Annotated in this window: 15 protein-coding genes; 14 read left to right on the plus strand and 1 reads right to left on the minus strand. The window is 31.8% G+C overall.

Going from position 1 to position 17743, the window contains the following annotated elements; all coding sequences use genetic code 11:
- Positions 1-211: 211 nt before the first annotated feature.
- The 10 genes from B7R65_RS07935 to B7R65_RS07980 all read left to right on the plus strand — a co-directional run bounded on the left by B7R65_RS07935 (position 212) and on the right by B7R65_RS07980 (position 10810).
- Positions 212-586, plus strand: coding sequence for a hypothetical protein (locus B7R65_RS07935; protein WP_088042232.1), 375 nt, complete (start codon positions 212-214; stop codon positions 584-586).
- Positions 587-1180: 594 nt separating this feature from the next.
- Positions 1181-1438 (plus strand): hypothetical protein, encoded by a 258-nt coding sequence (locus B7R65_RS07940; protein ID WP_088042233.1) that lies wholly within the window; start codon positions 1181-1183, stop codon positions 1436-1438.
- Positions 1439-1472: 34 nt separating this feature from the next.
- Positions 1473-2423, plus strand: a complete 951-nt coding sequence (locus tag B7R65_RS07945; RefSeq protein ID WP_179194807.1) for an efflux RND transporter periplasmic adaptor subunit — start codon at positions 1473-1475, stop codon at positions 2421-2423.
- Positions 2413-3153 carry an ABC transporter ATP-binding protein gene (locus B7R65_RS07950; protein WP_088042235.1) on the plus strand — a complete coding sequence of 247 codons (741 nt, stop codon included), beginning with the start codon at positions 2413-2415 and terminating at the stop codon, positions 3151-3153. The genes B7R65_RS07945 and B7R65_RS07950 overlap by 11 nt, the downstream gene beginning before the upstream one ends.
- Positions 3107-4261: an ABC transporter permease gene (locus tag B7R65_RS07955; protein WP_088042236.1), complete on the plus strand. Its 1155-nt coding sequence runs from the start codon at positions 3107-3109 to the stop codon at positions 4259-4261. Before B7R65_RS07950 ends, B7R65_RS07955 begins: the two co-directional genes overlap by 47 nt.
- A 59-nt stretch (positions 4262-4320) precedes the next feature.
- Positions 4321-4992: a response regulator transcription factor gene (locus B7R65_RS07960; protein ID WP_088042237.1), complete on the plus strand. Its 672-nt coding sequence runs from the start codon at positions 4321-4323 to the stop codon at positions 4990-4992.
- 8 nt (positions 4993-5000) lie between these two features.
- Positions 5001-6224, plus strand: coding sequence for a sensor histidine kinase (locus B7R65_RS07965; protein ID WP_088042238.1), 1224 nt, complete (start codon positions 5001-5003; stop codon positions 6222-6224).
- Between the two features lie 622 nt (positions 6225-6846).
- Positions 6847-7833, plus strand: a complete 987-nt coding sequence (locus B7R65_RS07970) for a sugar-binding protein (RefSeq protein WP_088042239.1) — start codon at positions 6847-6849, stop codon at positions 7831-7833.
- Positions 7830-9266, plus strand: a complete 1437-nt coding sequence (locus tag B7R65_RS07975) for a sensor histidine kinase (RefSeq protein WP_088042240.1) — start codon at positions 7830-7832, stop codon at positions 9264-9266. The genes B7R65_RS07970 and B7R65_RS07975 overlap by 4 nt, the downstream gene beginning before the upstream one ends.
- Positions 9266-10810 (plus strand): response regulator, encoded by a 1545-nt coding sequence (locus B7R65_RS07980; RefSeq protein ID WP_088042241.1) that lies wholly within the window; start codon positions 9266-9268, stop codon positions 10808-10810. The genes B7R65_RS07975 and B7R65_RS07980 overlap by 1 nt, the downstream gene beginning before the upstream one ends.
- Positions 10811-10898: 88 nt before the next feature.
- Here the strand turns inward: B7R65_RS07980 and B7R65_RS07985 are convergent, their stop codons facing one another.
- Positions 10899-12779, minus strand: a complete 1881-nt coding sequence (locus B7R65_RS07985) for an Ig-like domain-containing protein (protein WP_088042242.1) — start codon at positions 12777-12779, stop codon at positions 10899-10901.
- A 254-nt stretch (positions 12780-13033) separates the two neighbouring features.
- Here B7R65_RS07985 and B7R65_RS21265 point away from each other — a divergent pair, with 254 nt between their 5' ends.
- The 4 genes from B7R65_RS21265 (at position 13034) to B7R65_RS08000 (ending at position 17611) form a co-directional block, all read left to right on the plus strand.
- Positions 13034-13177: a hypothetical protein gene (locus B7R65_RS21265; protein ID WP_179194808.1), complete on the plus strand. Its 144-nt coding sequence runs from the start codon at positions 13034-13036 to the stop codon at positions 13175-13177.
- 140 nt (positions 13178-13317) lie between these two features.
- On the plus strand, positions 13318-14094 hold the full coding sequence (locus B7R65_RS07990) for a GNAT family N-acetyltransferase (RefSeq protein ID WP_088042243.1): 777 nt from the start codon (positions 13318-13320) through the stop codon (positions 14092-14094).
- Positions 14095-14336: 242 nt separating this feature from the next.
- Entirely contained in the window at positions 14337-15827 is a 1491-nt protein-coding gene (gene glpK / locus B7R65_RS07995; protein ID WP_088042244.1) for a glycerol kinase GlpK, read from the plus strand.
- Positions 15828-15952: 125 nt separating this feature from the next.
- Complete coding sequence (locus tag B7R65_RS08000; RefSeq protein WP_088042245.1) at positions 15953-17611, plus strand: glycerol-3-phosphate dehydrogenase/oxidase; 1659 nt, start codon at positions 15953-15955, stop codon at positions 17609-17611.
- Positions 17612-17743 lie beyond the last annotated feature (132 nt).

Genomic DNA, 17743 nt, shown 5'->3' on the forward strand with positions numbered 1-17743 from the left:
GCAATTAACCGTAATAATTATTAAACTAGAGGAATCTGTCTATTGATTCAAAAAAAAATTAATTAAACTAATTAAATATTGGAAAGAGCATTTTTTAGTAGTTAAGCCCATACTATTATTAGAGTTGACGTTTGAATAATGTGTTATTTTAACGTCAATTTTTTATTGTTTGTCTATACATAATTTAGTTAACAGCAAGGAGAAGAGACATATGTTTTCACCGGTATACAAGGTAAATGATCAAGGTGAGATTTACTTAAGTACAAAAAGTTTTTCAGTATCCTACGATCAATTCAAAGAAGATGAATTAGGGAATGCTTATGTAATTGTAAAAAGTGAGGAAGATCCAGTTTTAAAAGTAAAACTATTACTACATAATATTAGCAATGCTAGGACACAAGAATTAGAAATAAAAAACAAGTCGGGTTTAGGTTTAGTTGATATACGTTTTTTGCAAGTGAAAATTAAAAAGTTTAAAAATGGTTGGGGTGCAAAAATCCAATTACCAAATGGAGAAATAATAATTAAAGGTGATATTCCAAAACATGTAAAGATTCAAGTTGTTCGTAAAGTAAAATTGGCCTAATGATAAAAGAAGCAATTTGATAAGAACGGGTTCTCTTAGCAGGAAGAATACAATAAAATATCAAAAAAATGGCAGCAAATTAACATCTTAATTTGTTGCCGTTTTTTTTTGATTTAATAACATTTCACTCTAAAAACTAATGGGGTCTATCTCTAGGAGATATGAAAAGTATGTTTGAACTTTTTAGTAGATGCTAGGTAGTTTATGAAAGTTGGTAATAAAGTATAGATTATTCATTTTGTTGGCTATTCAATATTGGATTACAGGAATATCACTAAAAAGCAAGAAAGTGATTGTAACGGAAGGTGCGAGACTCCTGTGGGAGTAGCAGGAAGGTGAGACCCCGCAGGCTCGCCGAGGAGGCTAAGCTCACGCCCCACGGAAAGGGAGCATCCTGGAGTGAAAATCGACATAGTACTTATTTAGTAGAACAAGTTTGCGAAAATAGCCAAAATAAAAGGCTGTCTACTTTTTCAACAGCCTGAGAAAGAAGCTATTCGATAATAGCTTCTTTTTTGTTTTTTATTTTTATTAAGAAAAAGTTAAGGATTCTATTTCATAATTCAATTATTCAATTTAGAAGGAGTGGGAAATATGGAAAACTTAGAATCAAATGAAACGAATGTAGTTGAAAAGAAATCAAAAACAAATTTTAAGCTTGGCTCAATTTCGCCTAAAGTCGTAGCTATTTTATTAATTATTAATTTAGTAATTGGAATTATTAATTTAGCAGGAATTGGTTATTTGAGTTTTAAGAATAATGACCGAGGTCAAATGATGCAAAATTTCCGTAACGGTGGCATGCAGGTTCCACCAAATGGTAATGGCAATGGTGGAATGTTTAACCAATAGTAAAGCGTCAACTAATAAATTAGGAGGAGATAGAATGAAAAAATGGATTATTGGAATAGTGATCATCATAATTTGTGCTGGAACAGGAGGGTATTTTTACTTAAAACCTAAGGCACAAGTCTTATCAAATATAACAAGAACACAAACTGCACAAAAAGGAACGTTGGAAGTTAAAGTAAGTGGATCAGGCTCAATTTCAGCAATTAATAGTGAAGATTTAACTTCGGAGACAAACTCAGAGGTTGATGAAGTACTAGTTTCAGTAAATGATACGGTAAAAAAAGGAGACGAATTAATTAGCTTTACAGACGGAAGTGATTCAATTGAGGCTCCTTTTGCTGGAACGATTACATCACTTTCTGTTGAAGAAGGCGATAAAGTAAACCAGGGAGCAGTTATCGCACATATTACAAATTATAAAAATTTAGAAACATCAATTGGTGTAGATGAACTAGATATATCAAAAGTAAAAGTTGGACAATCTGTAAGTGTCGACGTAAGTGCTTTTCCAGATACAAAATATACGGGAAAAGTAAGTGAAGTATCAAGAGAAGGTGAAGTATCGAATGGTGTTTCGACATTTAACGTAAAAGTTAAATTGACTGAAGCAAAAAACTTAAAAATTGGAATGACAACAGAGTCTTCAATTCTAGTTCAAAAGAAAGAAAATGTAACATATGTACCTGTTGAAGCTATAAACTCTAGAAACAATGTTAAATATGTAATTGTGAGTACTTCATCTTCTAATTCAGATGAAGAAGCAACAAAGACTGTGGAAGTAAAGACAGGAATAACGAATGAAAATTATGTTGAAATTACTTCAGGCATCCAGGCTGGACAACTTGTAGTACTACCTCAAATTCAATCATCATCGAATTTTAATAAATTTGGTCAAGGTGGTTTTCAAATGGGTGGAGGGAACTTCGGCGCTCAAGGAAACGGTGAAAGAATGATGATTCGTGGCGGTGGGAAGAATGGTCAATAAAGAAAATTTGATTCATATAACCAATATGAACCATTCTTATGAGTTCGGTGGAGAAACATTATATGTATTAAATAATGTCTCGATTACGATTAATAAAGGAGACTTTATTGCTATTGTTGGTCCATCAGGTTCAGGGAAATCAACTTTTATGAACATGATTGGATGTTTAGATCAATCGAATTCTGGAAGCTATTTATTTGACGGACAGGCAATCGAAAGAATGAATGATAGGCAATTGGCTTTAATAAGAAATCAAAAGATCGGGTTCATATTTCAAAACTTCAATTTATTATCCAAATTAAGTGCGTTAGAAAATGTTGAACTACCATTAAGCTATAGAGGACTTTCTCAAAAAGAAAGAAGAGATATGGCAACTGAAGTATTAAGAGAGGTTGGGTTGGAGGAACGGATGAATCATCTTCCAACTCAGCTATCAGGTGGTCAACAACAAAGGGTTGCAATTGCAAGGGCATTAGCTGGAAAACCAGATATTCTTTTAGCGGATGAACCAACTGGTGCTCTTGATCAAAAAACTGGACGAGAAATTCTAGACTTAATGAAAAAACTTCATAAAGAAGGTCATACGATTATACTGATTACTCATGATAGTAATATTGCAAAAGAGGCCACTAGAGTTGTAAGAATTGAAGATGGCTGCCTAAGTGAGGAAGGAGGTATGCCAAATGGGAATGTCTCAATTAATCAAAATGGCAATAAAAAGTATAGTTAGTAATAAATTACGGGCATTCTTGACGATGTTAGGTATGATAATTGGTGTATCATCTGTCATTATTCTTGTATCAATAAGCCAAGGTTCAAGTAAACAAATCTCCGATCAAATTGGTGAATTAGGAACGAATTTACTGACAGCTAATTTCTATAATACTGATACAACTCAATTTAAAGAGAAAGATTTGGCTACATTGAAAAAAATAAATGGCGTAAAAGAGGTCTCACCAGTTGTATCAGGGCGTGTAAGCGTTAAAAATGGAAAAACGAGCTCAGAAGTCTCATTGACAGGTACAACTAGTTCTTATAAGGATGTAAGAAATTTAAAAATTAGTTCTGGACGATTCTTTACAGATTTTGATAATGAGGAACGATTAAAAACAGCAATCCTTGGTTCCGATACTGCAACGACACTATTTGGATTGTCTAACCCTGTGGGGGAAACAATTCAAATTAATGGAACATCATATAAAGTTGTCGGGGTACTTCAATCAAGTGGTAATGGAGATGATACGGTTCTACTTCCAATTAAAGTAGCACAAAGATTACTTCAAAATACAACGATTAGTACTGTTTACGTGCAAGCAGACAACGAAAACATTGTTAATTTTGCAAAAGTAAATGTAGAAAGTACGCTTTCCGTTTTATTTGGTGGAAGCCAGGACGATTTTAGTGTGACAAATCAGCAGGATGTTATAGATACTGTGAGCTCGGTGTCAGATACAATGTCGATTATGCTCGGTGGAATAGCATGTATATCATTAGTTGTTGGTGGCATTGGAATCATGAATATTATGTTAGTATCAGTTTCTGAGAGAACACGAGAAATTGGCATACGAAAAGCAATTGGAGCACAAAAAATTGATATAATGTTACAATTCTTAATCGAATCAATCGTATTAAGCTCGTTTGGTGGTATGATAGGTGTAGGTTTAGGAATGAGTGCTGCTAAAATATATTCAATAATATCAAGCACAACAATTGCTTTCTCGTTACCTGTAATATTATTATCGTTTACATTTTCGCTTCTTGTGGGAGTTATCTTTGGTGTATTTCCTGCATACAAAGCATCAAATATGCGACCAATTCAGGCATTACGTTTTGAGTAAACATAGAATGGAGCGTTGCCAAGTGGAACGCTCCTTTTTAGTCTATTGGAGGACGAAATATGAGGATATTAGTAGTTGAAGACCATGAAGAAGTATTAAATTCAATTGTAGAGCTACTCTTACCAGACTTTACTGTTGATAAGGCTGTAGAAGGCGAAGAAGGATTTTTTATGGCGATGCAAAATATTTATGATGTAATCGTACTTGATGTTATGTTACCGGAGAAGAACGGTTTTGAGATAGTGACAGATTTAAGAAGTGAAGGAATTCATACACCTGTTTTGTTTTTAACAGCAAAAGATTCTTTAGAAGATCGGGTCGAAGGACTAAATTTAGGTGCAGATGATTATCTCGTTAAACCATTCCAAGGTCCCGAGCTGCTTGCAAGAATTTATGCATTATTAAGAAGAAGTGGTAATCTAACAATCGATAGCTCATTAAAATATGATGGAATTTTATTAAGAGGGAAAGAACATCCCGTTGAGGTAAATAATGAAACAATACATTTAACAATAAAACAGTACGAGTTATTAGAATACTTGATTCAAAACCAAGGGAAAATTTTAATGAAAGAACAAATATTTGATCGAGTTTGGGGATTTGATTCAGATACAACAGTTGCTATAGTTGAAGTGTATGTTCATCAAATTCGAAAAAAACTAGAACCCTTTAATTATGGAGCAGCAATCAAAACAGTTAGAGGAATTGGTTATATTATGAAAGAAGATTAGGTGATGAGATGTTTAAAAGAACTAAGATTAGATTAACGATAATAAATTCTGTTGTATTTAGTCTTCTAATAGGCATACTTTCATTCATCATCTATTCATATACAAATACACGTTTGTATAAAGAGGTTGATCAATCCTTAGTATGGATGATTGATCGTGTACAACAAAGTGAAAATCCGACTCGAATGCCGATATCAAACCGTGATCCTCGGGTGTTAATGGTCATGTGGGATGAAAATAAAAAACTAATCAATCAAATGCCAGGTGCGAATGCAATCTTTTTACAAGATGAACTAAAATATCCGAAAAAAATTAATCAGTTATACGATGATAAAATTGGCGATATGAATTACCGAACGATTTCAATTCAAGGGGATACACCTCGAGGGGAAATAACACTTCAAATTTTACGTAATATAGATTCTGAAAAAGACTTGCTGAATACACTACTTGTTATTCTAATTATCGGGTGGGTTCTAGGTAGCGTTTTATCAGTTGTTGCAGGTTTTATTCTCGCAGAGCGTGCACTTATTCCAATTAAAAATGCTTGGCAAAAACAACAAGAATTTGTATCCGATGCGTCTCATGAAATACGTACTCCATTAACAGTTATACAGTCCCGTTTGGAGTTGTTATTGCGGGAACCAAACGCTACAATCGAAGAAAAGGCGCAAGACTTTTCAATCCTTTTAAAAGAAAATAGAAGGCTTTCAAAACTTGTATCAAGTTTATTAACATTGGCTAGATCTGATTCAGGACAAATTCAATTAAGTAAGAAGATGTTTTCTCTAAATGAATTGTTAGAAGAAATAATGGATCATTTTTCAGAGATTGTAACCTTTCAAAATAAAGATATTTCATTAAAAGTAAAGAATACTTATTTTTACTTTGGGGACCAAGAACGAATTCATCAGTTATTAGTCATATTAATTGATAATGCAATGAAGTTTACGAAAGAAAACGATGTTATTCAAATTAGCTGCGAACAAGTAAAAAATAATTTTGTACTAAAAGTACAAGACAGTGGAATAGGAATTAAAGAAGAAAATATGGATCGCATATTTGACCGATTCTTTCAAGAAGATGAATCTCGTACTTCAAATAGTGGTATTGGCTTGGGACTTTCTATTGCTAAATGGATTGTTGAAGAACACAGTGGCAAGATTAAAGTACAAAGTAAACTAGGCCAAGGAACGATGTTTGAAATTACTTTACCTATCAACACCGCTTAAGATTTGTAGTTTAAAGTTATTTCTTAGGAAATATTGTCGGAAAGTGAACTGTTTATTTAGGAAATTAATTGACGTGAAAAATCTACTAAAATGGTTTAGTAGATTTTTTTATTTTTAATTTCTCCCCTTTTCTAAAAGAATGCTTCTATTAAGGAATGATAGATTAAAGCAAATCTTACTATTGAAAATGATTTGAACGAATGTGTGACCCCACTGGCGCAATTGTGTGAAGAGGATACTCACCACCGAGCCCATAGAAAGTGAGCATCCTGAAGTGGAAATTCACATAACCGAATGTGAAATAGTAGAAGAGCATTTAACTTTGTATTTTACCGATTTTTTAGGATGAGGAAGATATTTAATAAGATAAAAATAGAATGTTACTTATAACAAAGTATAGTTATATTATTTGATGTTATTTTTTAGAAATATTAATTACAGAGAAAAACAACGGCATTCTAGTGGAAAAAAGAACCATGAAAGAACCTATATTAAGAAATGAGTGAGTAAGCTTGGTGGTTCGTCCGGTGGGGAATGTAGATTCTTAAGAAAGTATAATAAAAGATTATATTGAAAACGTATTCATTAATGAATAAGATAGAATTATAAGGTGGGAGGAAATATGAAATTTGATCGATGGATATTTAGTTTTACTATTTTACTAATACTATTCATATTTGTTCTTCTTAGATATGAATCAAGTTCAAATAATATAGAGCGCGCTATTGAGTCTCTTTCAGTTCGGGAAGAAACGAAGGTAGGGAAGAAACACTTTATTTTAATAGGGCAAGAATATGATAATCCTTACTGGAAAAGCGTTGAGAAAGGCGCAAGGGATAGTGCGAAGAAATTAGATATCAATATTGAATATGTTGCTCCATTAAGAACGAGTGTTGAAGAGCAATTAAAATTATTAGAAAAAGCTGTAGCATCAAAGGTGGATGGAATTATTGTTCAAAGCTTAGATAATAAAGCATTTACACCAACAATAAATCAAGCAATAGCTAAGAATATACCTGTTGTAACGATTGATACAGATGCCCCTAATAGTTTGCGAAAATCATATATTGGAACAGATAATTATGATGCAGGAATTCGCTTAGGACAGACTGTTGCAGATATGACTGAAGGTAAAGGAAATATCGGGATTATCATAGGGAGCGAGACATCTGAAAGCCAAAAAATGAGATTAAATGGTATATTAAATGTTATAAAGCGTTATCCAAATATGCATGTAGTTGAAAGATCTAGCTCAAATATTTCTAAAATTCAGGCATCTCTTCAAGCAGAACGAATGCTTCGAAAGTATAAAAATATTAACATAATGATAGGAATCAGTGCACTAGATGCAATTGGAATCTCAAATGCAACGAATACTGTAGTTGATCGTGAAATTCAAATATTTGGTTTTGATGGTTTAGAGGAAACAATGAAAGGAATCATTGATCGCAAAATTAAGGCCACAATTGTTCAAAAACCATATGATATGGGTTTCCAAGGTGTGAAATTATTAGACGATACATTAAGAGGAAAGAAGATTGTTAAAGTTAACTATACTCCTACTGAGGTCATAACTGAGGATAATGTCCTCGAGGAGGTTAGACATTGAAAATACGCACGAAACTTTTTATTTTTATTCCAATCATTGTAATTCTATTAAACCTAATCTCTTTTTTTATATTTGAAAGTGGAAAAAAGGTACAAGAGAGCTATAATTTAATGATTGATAAGATATATATTTATAAACAAATTTCAAATGAAACCGATAAAAATTTGCGTTACTTAAGCAGTTATATCATCTACCAAGATGCAAAAAATTATAAACTACTAATTGAACATAAAAATAAGCTGAGGCAATTAAAAAATAAACTAATGAAACAAAGTATTGAAAAAAATAATGAGCTTAATATTGAGAATTATTATTATACTTTAGATACATTTTTGGAAGATGAAAATGGTATTACAAAAAGTTTATTGCAAAAAAATTATTCGAATTATGTTGATGAGTATAAAGGAGTCGAAAAAATAGCTTCTTTTATAAAAGAGGATAGTCAAAATCTAGTAGATATTGAATTAAATAATTATTTTCCTATCTACAATAATGTTGTAAAGAATACAATTTCAATGAATAAGCTAGGAGTTATGTTATTTGTCATAACGACTGTAATGAGTATCGTATTTGCAATATGGCTATCAAAAAGCATTTTAAGTCCAATTAATAAACTAATCTACATGGCTAAGCAAATAGGTAAAGGTGATTTTGAGGTTGGTCCATTCAAAACCTCTACAAAAGATGAAGTAAGTATTCTTGGTGAAATTTTTAATGAAATGGTACTTAATTTGAAAATTCTTATGGCAAAAAATCTTGAAATCGTTGAAAAAGATAGATTAGTAAAAGAGTTAGAGTTAAAAGCATTGCAAAGCCAGATTAATCCTCATTTTTTGTTTAATACTTTAAATGTAATCTCAAAGTTAGCATATATTGAAGGAGCAGAACAAACTAGTGACTTAACGATCTCCACTTCAAATCTACTTAGATACAACTTGAGAAAACTTGATGAAGCAGTAAGTATTTCAGATGAAATCATGAACGCGAAAGAATATTTTTCTATTCAAAAAGCTAGGTTTCGTGAGCGAGTTCGTTTTGAGCTTAATGTGGAAGAAGAGTGCTTGAATCAACTAATTCCTTGTTTAACCATTCAACCATTGTTAGAAAATGCTTTTATACACGGAATTGAGCATATGGAGAAAGATGCTGTGATAGGATTAGAGATTAAAAGTGCAATAAATAATATCGTCATTAGTGTGTATGATAATGGAAAAGGTATGTCTGATGAAATTAAAGCTAGTCTTTTAGATACTTCTTATCAATTACAAGGGGTTAAGAAATCGACAGGCTTAGGAACTACAAATGTATTTAAGCGGTTAAAACTTTATTATGGCGAGGAAAATATAGTAGGCATTGAAACAGGGATAAATAAAGGGACTAAAATTAACTTAACAATACCTTTAAAAAATCACAAAATGGAAGGAGGATTATAATGTATCGATTATTGATTGCTGATGATGAACCAATCGAAAGAGAAGGTTTAGAATTAACTATTACGAAGGGTTTACCAGATATATTTAAAATTGATCATGCAGAGAATGGTAGAGTGGCAATTGAACTTACCGAAAAAGATCATTATGATATTATATTTATGGATATTAAAATGCCTGGTATTCAAGGGCTCGAAGCAGTTGAAGTAATTCGGAAAAAATTACCATTAGCAAAAGTAATCATCGTGTCGGCATATGATTATTTTTCGTATGCGAAGGCAGCTATCTCATTAGGTGTAAAAGAATATCTATTAAAACCGGCTAAAAGAGAGCAAATAATTACATTATTAAAAGGCTTAATCACAGAAATTGAAAAAGATAATCAAAAAAGAGTATCGGAATTACATCAAATTGAAATGTTATCTCATTTTAGACCCTTTACTGAAAATGAACTATCTATAATGATTATGTTGAATACAATTCAGGATTTAAGTTCAGATGAAATTTCAAAACTATTAGATTTTAAAGTTGAGTACGGATATAGTAATGTCGTGTTAATAGATTCATATAATAGTTTACTCGATCATGAACAAAAAAGAATTTATGAATGTGTGAAACATTATATGAAATCGGAGAATAATTGCATCGTTAGTCCAATAGTTGAAGGGAAAATTGCAATTTTTGAACCTATCGAGCTAGAACGCCTAAATTTAATTCAAGAAATTGAAATTAAAAATAGAGCAAAAAGATTAGAAGAGTATGTAATAAAGCAGACTGGTTATCAAATAAATTGTGCAGTTGGTTCTATACAAAAGGGAATAGATGGATGGCGAAAATCTTATTTCGAGGCGATGTATTCTTTCAATAGTCGTTCAAGTGATACAAAAGAAACAAGTCTTTCTTCAAATCATGTAAAGATAACAAATGAGGAACTTATTTCTATATGTAGCGCAATTAATATGATTGATCTTGATGCATCATTGTATCAATTAAATAAGCTATATAACCGACTTACTCTTGAATTAAAACTAGAACCTAAGCAAATACGAGCTGAATTTATTATCTTATTTAATCATTTGGAACAGTTTCTTAGTCAGCAACAGTTTAAAGTCCATTCATTTCAGTTTCCAGATATAGAGGGATTTGAACAAATAAAAAAAGTTTCTGAACAACAAATCATTAATTTAATTCAAATGATAAGCAAAGAAAAAGAAACTAGAATTAACCATTTTGTTGAAATTGCGAAGGCTTATATTTATGAGAACTATAAAGAAGATATTACATTAGTTCAACTAGCAAGTTATGTGAATTTGAATCCATTCTACTTTAGTAAAATGTTTAAAAAGAGAACTGGGGAAAACTTTAGTGATTTCGTCATGAAAATTCGAATTGAACACGCAAAGCAATTAATGCAAAATGAGAGCCTTAATTTAAAAGAAATAAGTTATGAAGTGGGATATAAGGACCCGAATTATTTTAGTAGAGTTTTCAAAAAGTATGCGAATGAATCTCCAAAAATTTATCGTCAAAAATTATTAAGTAAATAGCTTTAAAAAATTAGATTATTTAAGATTGTAAACATCAAAAAGGGATAATGAAAGTTTTTACTTTCATTATCCCTTTTTATATTGAAGATTATTTTCTTACTTTTACAGTAGTACCTTTACTTATATTTCCTGCTTTGTCAATTGAGTAAATTTTAATACTCGTATTATATTTTTGTCTTATGATAGGAGCACTATATCTACCACTTTTGCTGGAATTCACAAGTGCGATTTGTTTTTTACCGACCATAATTTTAACCTTTACATATGGCTCAGTAGTTCCAGTAATCGTTCTAGACTTAACAGTAACTTTATTTACTTTAGGTGCACTAGGTGGTATTGTATCTAATACTTTCACTATAGACCCTTTACTTATATGATTAGCTTCATCAATTGCATAGAAAGTAATAGGTGTATATGGTTTCTGTGTTCCAATATTGACTATAAAATATCCAGATTGATCAGCCGTTCCATAAATAACCTTCTTATTAGGAAGTAAGGCTTTCACTTTTGCAAATGGCTCTGTATTACCAATTATTAAATCTGGTTTATGCAGAACAGTGCGAAGGATAGGTGCAGCAGGAGCTGTAATATCAATTACTCTTACAGTAGTACTTTTACCAATCATACATTTCGCATCTGTCGTATAGATTGTAATCATTGTATTTGGTTTTTGTAGACCAATTGGTATAGTAAAGTTTCCAAGGTTATCTGCCTTTATAAAGTTATAAACAGGATTAGTCCCCACATTTGCAAATGGTTCTGTTTTCCCGGTTATTGATCGAGATTGATCTGTAATCTCATTCACAATTGGTGCTTCTGGGCCTGTATAATCCCTAACTGATACACTTTCTACTGGACTAATAGCACCATCCGAATTTTGAGCAGTTAAATCAATAATCGTTCCTGCTTTTTGCTTCTCAATCGTAAGACTAAATTTACCTTGTTCATCAGTAGAACTTGAGGCGATTTCAATATTATTTATTTTAGCAATAACAGATAGATTGGCTTCTGCTTTACCTTTTATAACAGTATCACTATCTCCAACAGGTTTATCTAATTTTGGCTTATCTAATGGGTAAGGTACAGCATTTTTATTGTACTCATTTAAGAAGTTTTGATAATCGACAACAGCATATAAATTTAAATCATCATTTCGATCAAATATCTTTGATTCGAGCGTATTTAGGTTTGACGTTCCCCAATAATTGTATTGAGCATTAATGGTTTTGAGTGAGTCCGCGTCTTCACTTTTTACTAATTGGATGGCTTGTTTATTAATTCCTAAGAAGTTATTTCCTTCGATTTTAATATTTTGATTACCACTGTTTTTATAATTAAATAGTATATCTGCTCTTGAACCACGATCTTTAAATGTATTATTTTTGATGGATATCGAATTATTTACTGAAGGTGTTACAGACAAAAAATTACTATCTAAAAACAAGTTATTCTCTATAAAACTATCTACTGAAGGTTGATCTACCTTAATAGTACTATAACCATATATGTTACTGTTCTTTAATATCAATAATCCAGATGAAAAAGAGTTGTAATTTACCCAATCTAAATTTGCATATTCAATTTCAACTGATGCTAAACTATTTTTTTCAGCAGTAAGAGTAATATTTATAAATTTTATTTTATTCAAATCAGTTCCTTTAGCAATGAGTTTAGCGTTACCAAAAAGTTCGAATGATTCGACTGAGTTGCCTCTAATTACAACACCTGGATCAATTGTGACAGTTACTCCATTTGCAATTTGAATTTTAGAGTTTACATAATATGGCGAGTTCTCGTCTGTTAAATGTAAATCCTCTTGAACTATGTTTGGTATAATTTGATCATGAATAATTGGAGGGGTAAGATTTGAATCACCTTCTACATGACAATAAGCTTCACTTGCATGAGTCACTGGAATAGATATAGATAAAAATAAAATGATAAAAAACGATAATAATTTTTTAGACAAATTGATCTGACCTTTCTTATTTTAAGTTGTTAATGTTTGTTTATCTTCGCTGAAACAAATAAATAAGAGGATATTAGTTTGATATCTTTGAATTGTATATGTATCAATGAAACCAACTTACATAACTTATTAAATTATATAGATAATGTAACTTTGTTAATATAGGAAAAATATGTATTAGTCTTAATGTGGATTGCTTAAATGGAAGAGAAAAAATTTAGTTAGGAAATCTTTGTATAGCAAGGAGGTATTTAATGGGATTAGAAACATATTGTCAGTATTTCGTTAAAGGTGGAATCCTAATCCTTGCATTTTGGTTAACTATTTATTCTAGAAATAAAAAAATTAAATATGGAATCAGTCCTGGCAAATATAAAAAAACCTCTATTCACTATTAAACTAATAGGAAGAGAGGTTTTTTTATTTGGTAAGGATAAATAATAAGGAAACGCTGCTTTAGGAAAGGAATCAATGTAATTTAAATAGAATATGTTTTCTAGAGATAAGAAGTAATTAATGCTATTGGAGGTATATAATATTGAGTATTCAATTTAAAATAAGTAATACCAGTGAATTAAATATTTTTATTTTAGATTATGTTAATTCATTAAGTTCTCCGATTGATTCATTCTTAGAGGATCATATTCTTGATTCTGTTTTTTATAAAATTATGATTAATAATCGTATTGAGGGATATTTTGCTGTTCATCATAAAAAATTGTTAACGCAGTTTTATTTAAACTTTCCACATTATAAATATTCTCAGGATATTTTTCGGAAAGTCATTAAAGACCATTCAATTGAATCAATCTTTGTTCCGACATGTGATGAACTTTTTTTAAGTCTAGTTTTAGATCAGGAATATTCGATTAGCAATCAAGCTTACTTTTTCTCAGATACAAAGGAAGATATTCCTACTGAAAAATTGTATATGAAAGGTGAATTTAACCTTGCAACAATGAATGATATTGAAAAAATAATTGATATTAGTCAAGATTTTTTAAATAATCTAGAAGATCGAATTACTAAAGGGGAAATATTTACAATCTATAAGGATAATAGTTTACTTGGAGTAGGAATTGTTGAAAAAAGTAAAGTGTTATCTAGTTATGCAAGTATTGGGATGTTTACAAATGAAAATTATCGACAACTTGGTATAGGGAGAACAATTATTTATCATCTGAAAAAATGGTGTTATGATAATCAATTAATTCCGATATGTGGATGCTGGTATTTTAACACGCTATCAAAACAAACAATTGAAAGTGCCAATATGGTTACTAAAACACGATTATTAAATGCTAAGGTACGTTAAGGTATTTTATTTAAATATCCTACTCAAAGCCTCTTTGATAAAAGATTGTTGTTTTTAAAAAGTTTTTTAAAGCAAACTGTAAGTAAAGAAGATGACTGGAGCGGAAAGCGATCATTCTGTAGTGGAAATCTACAATTCGTCATGTTTACTAGCAACAAAGTTTACGAAAACAACCTACTAAAAACATAAACCGAAATTAATAAAGTAAAATAGATAGAAGATGAGTAAGGGGTATAGTTGATATGGAAAAATATATTTTATCACTTGATCAAGGGACGACAAGTTCAAGAGCAATTTTATTTGATAAGCAAGGGAAGATTGTACATACTGCTCAAAAAGAATTTACTCAATATTTTCCAAAGCCTGGTTGGGTCGAGCATAATGCAAATGAGATTTGGGGTTCGATCCTTGCCGTTATTGCAACTTGCCTTGTAGAAGCAAATATTAGCCATGAACAAATAAGTGGTATTGGAATAACAAATCAACGTGAAACAACGGTAATTTGGGATAAACATACAGGTATTCCTATTTATAATGCAATTGTTTGGCAATCTAGGCAAACAGCTGATATTTGTGAAGAGTTGAAAAGAAATGGATACGAAGCGATTGTTCGAGATAAAACAGGTCTATTAATTGATGCATATTTCTCAGGAACAAAAGTAAAATGGATACTTGATCACGTTGAAGGAGCAAAGGAAAGAGCTTTTGCAGGGGATTTATTGTTCGGTACGATTGATACTTGGTTAGTTTGGAAGTTATCCGGTGGTAAGGCTCATGTAACTGACTATTCAAACGCATCGAGAACAATGATGTATAACATTCATGAATTAAAATGGGATGCTGAATTGCTTAAAATGCTAGATGTACCAGAGTGCATGCTTCCGAATGTACGTCCATCTTCAGAAATTTACGCTAACACTGCCAACTATCATTTCTTTGGAAGTGAAGTCCCAATTGCAGGAATAGCTGGTGATCAACAAGCGGCATTATTTGGTCAGGCTTGTTTTGAAAAAGGGATGGCAAAAAATACTTACGGAACTGGTTGTTTCATGTTAATGAATACTAGTGAACAAGCGGTTAAATCAAACCATGGATTATTAACGACAATTGCTTGGGGGATAAATGGAAAAGTTGAATATGCTTTAGAAGGTAGTATTTTTGTAGCTGGTTCAGCTATTCAATGGTTACGTGACGGCCTAAGAATTATTAAGAATGCAAAGGACAGTGAAAAGTACGCTATGAGAGTTACTTCTACTGATGGCGTATATGTAGTTCCAGCATTCGTGGGACTAGGTACACCTTATTGGGATAGTGAAGTTCGTGGTGCTGTCTTCGGTTTAACAAGAGGTACTTCGAAAGAGCATTTTATTCGTGCAACTCTAGAAGCGTTGGCTTATCAAACAAAAGATGTTTTAACTGCAATGGAAGCTGATGCTAACATTTCATTAAAAACTTTACGAGTTGACGGTGGGGCAGTTACAAATAATTTTTTAATGCAATTTCAAAGTGATATTTTAAAAGTACCAGTAGAGAGGCCAATTATAAATGAAACAACTGCATTAGGAGCAGCATACTTAGCAGGCTTAGCAGTTGGGTTTTGGAACAATCAAGAGGAAATTGCTAAGCAATGGCAAAAAGATCATTGTTTTGTACAATCAATGTCAGATGAATTAAGTAATAATTTATATAATGGATGGAAAAAAGCTATTAATGCAACTTTAGCTTTCAAATAGTGTTTACAGTAATAATTTTTTTAGACCATACACCACATTGCCAAATATGCATTTGTGCTTGTATCGGTCTCTTTTTGTTTTCCTCTTGAAAACGAGAATAATTGTTAAAGTGAGGTAGTTTTAAAATGAATGAACAATTTTCAAGTTTAAATAGAAGGAACATTAAAAACAAATTAATTGATGAAGAATACGAAGTTCTCATAATTGGTGGAGGAATCACTGGCTGTGGAATTGCACTCGACGCTGTAACAAGGGGAATGAGTACAGCGCTTGTGGAAATGCAAGATTTCGCTTCTGGAACTTCTAGTCGTTCAACAAAACTAGTTCATGGTGGGTTGCGTTATTTGAAACAATTTGAAATTAGTATGGTCGCTGAAGTTGGAAGAGAACGTGCCATTGTTTTCGAAAATGGTCCTCACGTGACAACACCTGAATGGATGTTACTCCCAATCTATAAAGGAGGCTCATTTGGAAAACTTAGTACTTCATTTGGTCTAAGACTGTACGACTTCTTAGCCGGTGTAAAGAAAAATGAAAGAAGAAAGATTCTAAATCGAAAGGAAACAATTCAAAAAGAACCATTAATAAAAACGGAAGGATTAAAAGGTGGTGGATATTACGTAGAATATCGGACAGATGATTCAAGATTAACAATTGAGGTGATTAAAAAGGCTGTAGAGAATGGAGCAAGAGCATTAAATTATGTTCAAGTTACAGATTTTTTATATGATCAAAACAAAATAATCGGTGTAAAGGTCATCGATATGATTACAAGGGTGCCATTTACGATTCGAGCGAAGAAAGTCGTCAATGCTACCGGACCTTGGGTGGATCATTTAAGAGGTAGGGATCAGAGTGAAAGTGACAAAAACCTTAGTTTAACCAAAGGAGTTCATTTAGTAATCGATCATGAAAAATTCCCTTTGAATCAAGCTGTTTATTTTGATACCGAAGATGGCAGGATGGTATTTGCTATTCCAAGAGATGGAAAGACGTATGTAGGTACTACGGATACATTTTTTGATAAAGAGACTGATAACCCAAAAGTAAATTTAGCAGATAGACAATATATCCTTAAATGCATTGATTATATGTTTCCTTCTGTTAAATTAACCGAAGAAGATATCGAATCGAGCTGGGCAGGAATTCGACCACTAATCCATGAAAGAGGAAAAGACCCATCAGAAATCTCTCGTAAGGATGAGATTTGGGAATCAAATTCAGGCTTGATTACGATCGCTGGAGGTAAATTAACTGGTTATCGTAAAATGTCAGAGACAGTTGTAAATCTGATATCAAATAGCATTTCTAACGAATCAAATAAAACATATAAAGATTGCCAAACTAGAAGTTTACCAATTTCCGGAGGAGATGTTGAGGGGTCAAAAGGATTCAATTATTATCGAAAACGTTTTGAATCAGTTGGTGTGGCAGTAGGATTAAATGAAAGAGAGTATGAAAGATTAAGTAGAATATACGGTTCAAATATAGAACAATTACTAAATATTGCACTCAGTAATCGAAATAATACACATAATTTACCATTATCCCTTTTTCTACAATTAGAGTATGGCATTCAAAATGAAATGATTGTTAAGCCTGTAGATTTTTTTGTTAGAAGGACAGGATATTTATTTTTTCAAATATCTACTGTGTATAAATATAAAGAACAGGTCATTCAATATATGGAGAAGAGATTAGGTTGGAGTAACTATCTAACAAAAGAATACCGATTGCAGCTTGAAGAGCAAATATATAATGCAGTAACTGGATTTAAGGAATGAAATAATAGTAGGATTTTAGTTAATTTCCACTCCAGGATGCTCGCTTTCCGTGGGGTAGGCTGCTTTAGCCTCCTGTGCCCACACGATGTGGGCCATGCATGTGTTACGACAGTACGTCGTGGTATTAGCATG

The sequence above is a fragment of the Bacillus sp. EAC genome, from assembly GCF_002156875.1.
Taxonomy (GTDB): domain Bacteria; phylum Bacillota; class Bacilli; order Bacillales; family Bacillaceae_G; genus Gottfriedia.

Coding starts and splice junctions, on each gene's coding strand:
- B7R65_RS07935 (WP_088042232.1), top strand. CDS start 212: ATGTTTTCACCGGTATACAAGGTAAATGATCAAGGTGAGATTTACTTA.
- B7R65_RS07940 (WP_088042233.1), top strand. CDS start 1,181: ATGGAAAACTTAGAATCAAATGAAACGAATGTAGTTGAAAAGAAATCA.
- B7R65_RS07945 (WP_179194807.1), top strand. CDS start 1,473: ATGAAAAAATGGATTATTGGAATAGTGATCATCATAATTTGTGCTGGA.
- B7R65_RS07950 (WP_088042235.1), top strand. CDS start 2,413: ATGGTCAATAAAGAAAATTTGATTCATATAACCAATATGAACCATTCT.
- B7R65_RS07955 (WP_088042236.1), top strand. CDS start 3,107: ATGGGAATGTCTCAATTAATCAAAATGGCAATAAAAAGTATAGTTAGT.
- B7R65_RS07960 (WP_088042237.1), top strand. CDS start 4,321: ATGAGGATATTAGTAGTTGAAGACCATGAAGAAGTATTAAATTCAATT.
- B7R65_RS07965 (WP_088042238.1), top strand. CDS start 5,001: ATGTTTAAAAGAACTAAGATTAGATTAACGATAATAAATTCTGTTGTA.
- B7R65_RS07970 (WP_088042239.1), top strand. CDS start 6,847: ATGAAATTTGATCGATGGATATTTAGTTTTACTATTTTACTAATACTA.
- B7R65_RS07980 (WP_088042241.1), top strand. CDS start 9,266: ATGTATCGATTATTGATTGCTGATGATGAACCAATCGAAAGAGAAGGT.
- B7R65_RS21265 (WP_179194808.1), top strand. CDS start 13,034: ATGGGATTAGAAACATATTGTCAGTATTTCGTTAAAGGTGGAATCCTA.
- glpK (WP_088042244.1), top strand. CDS start 14,337: ATGGAAAAATATATTTTATCACTTGATCAAGGGACGACAAGTTCAAGA.
- B7R65_RS08000 (WP_088042245.1), top strand. CDS start 15,953: ATGAATGAACAATTTTCAAGTTTAAATAGAAGGAACATTAAAAACAAA.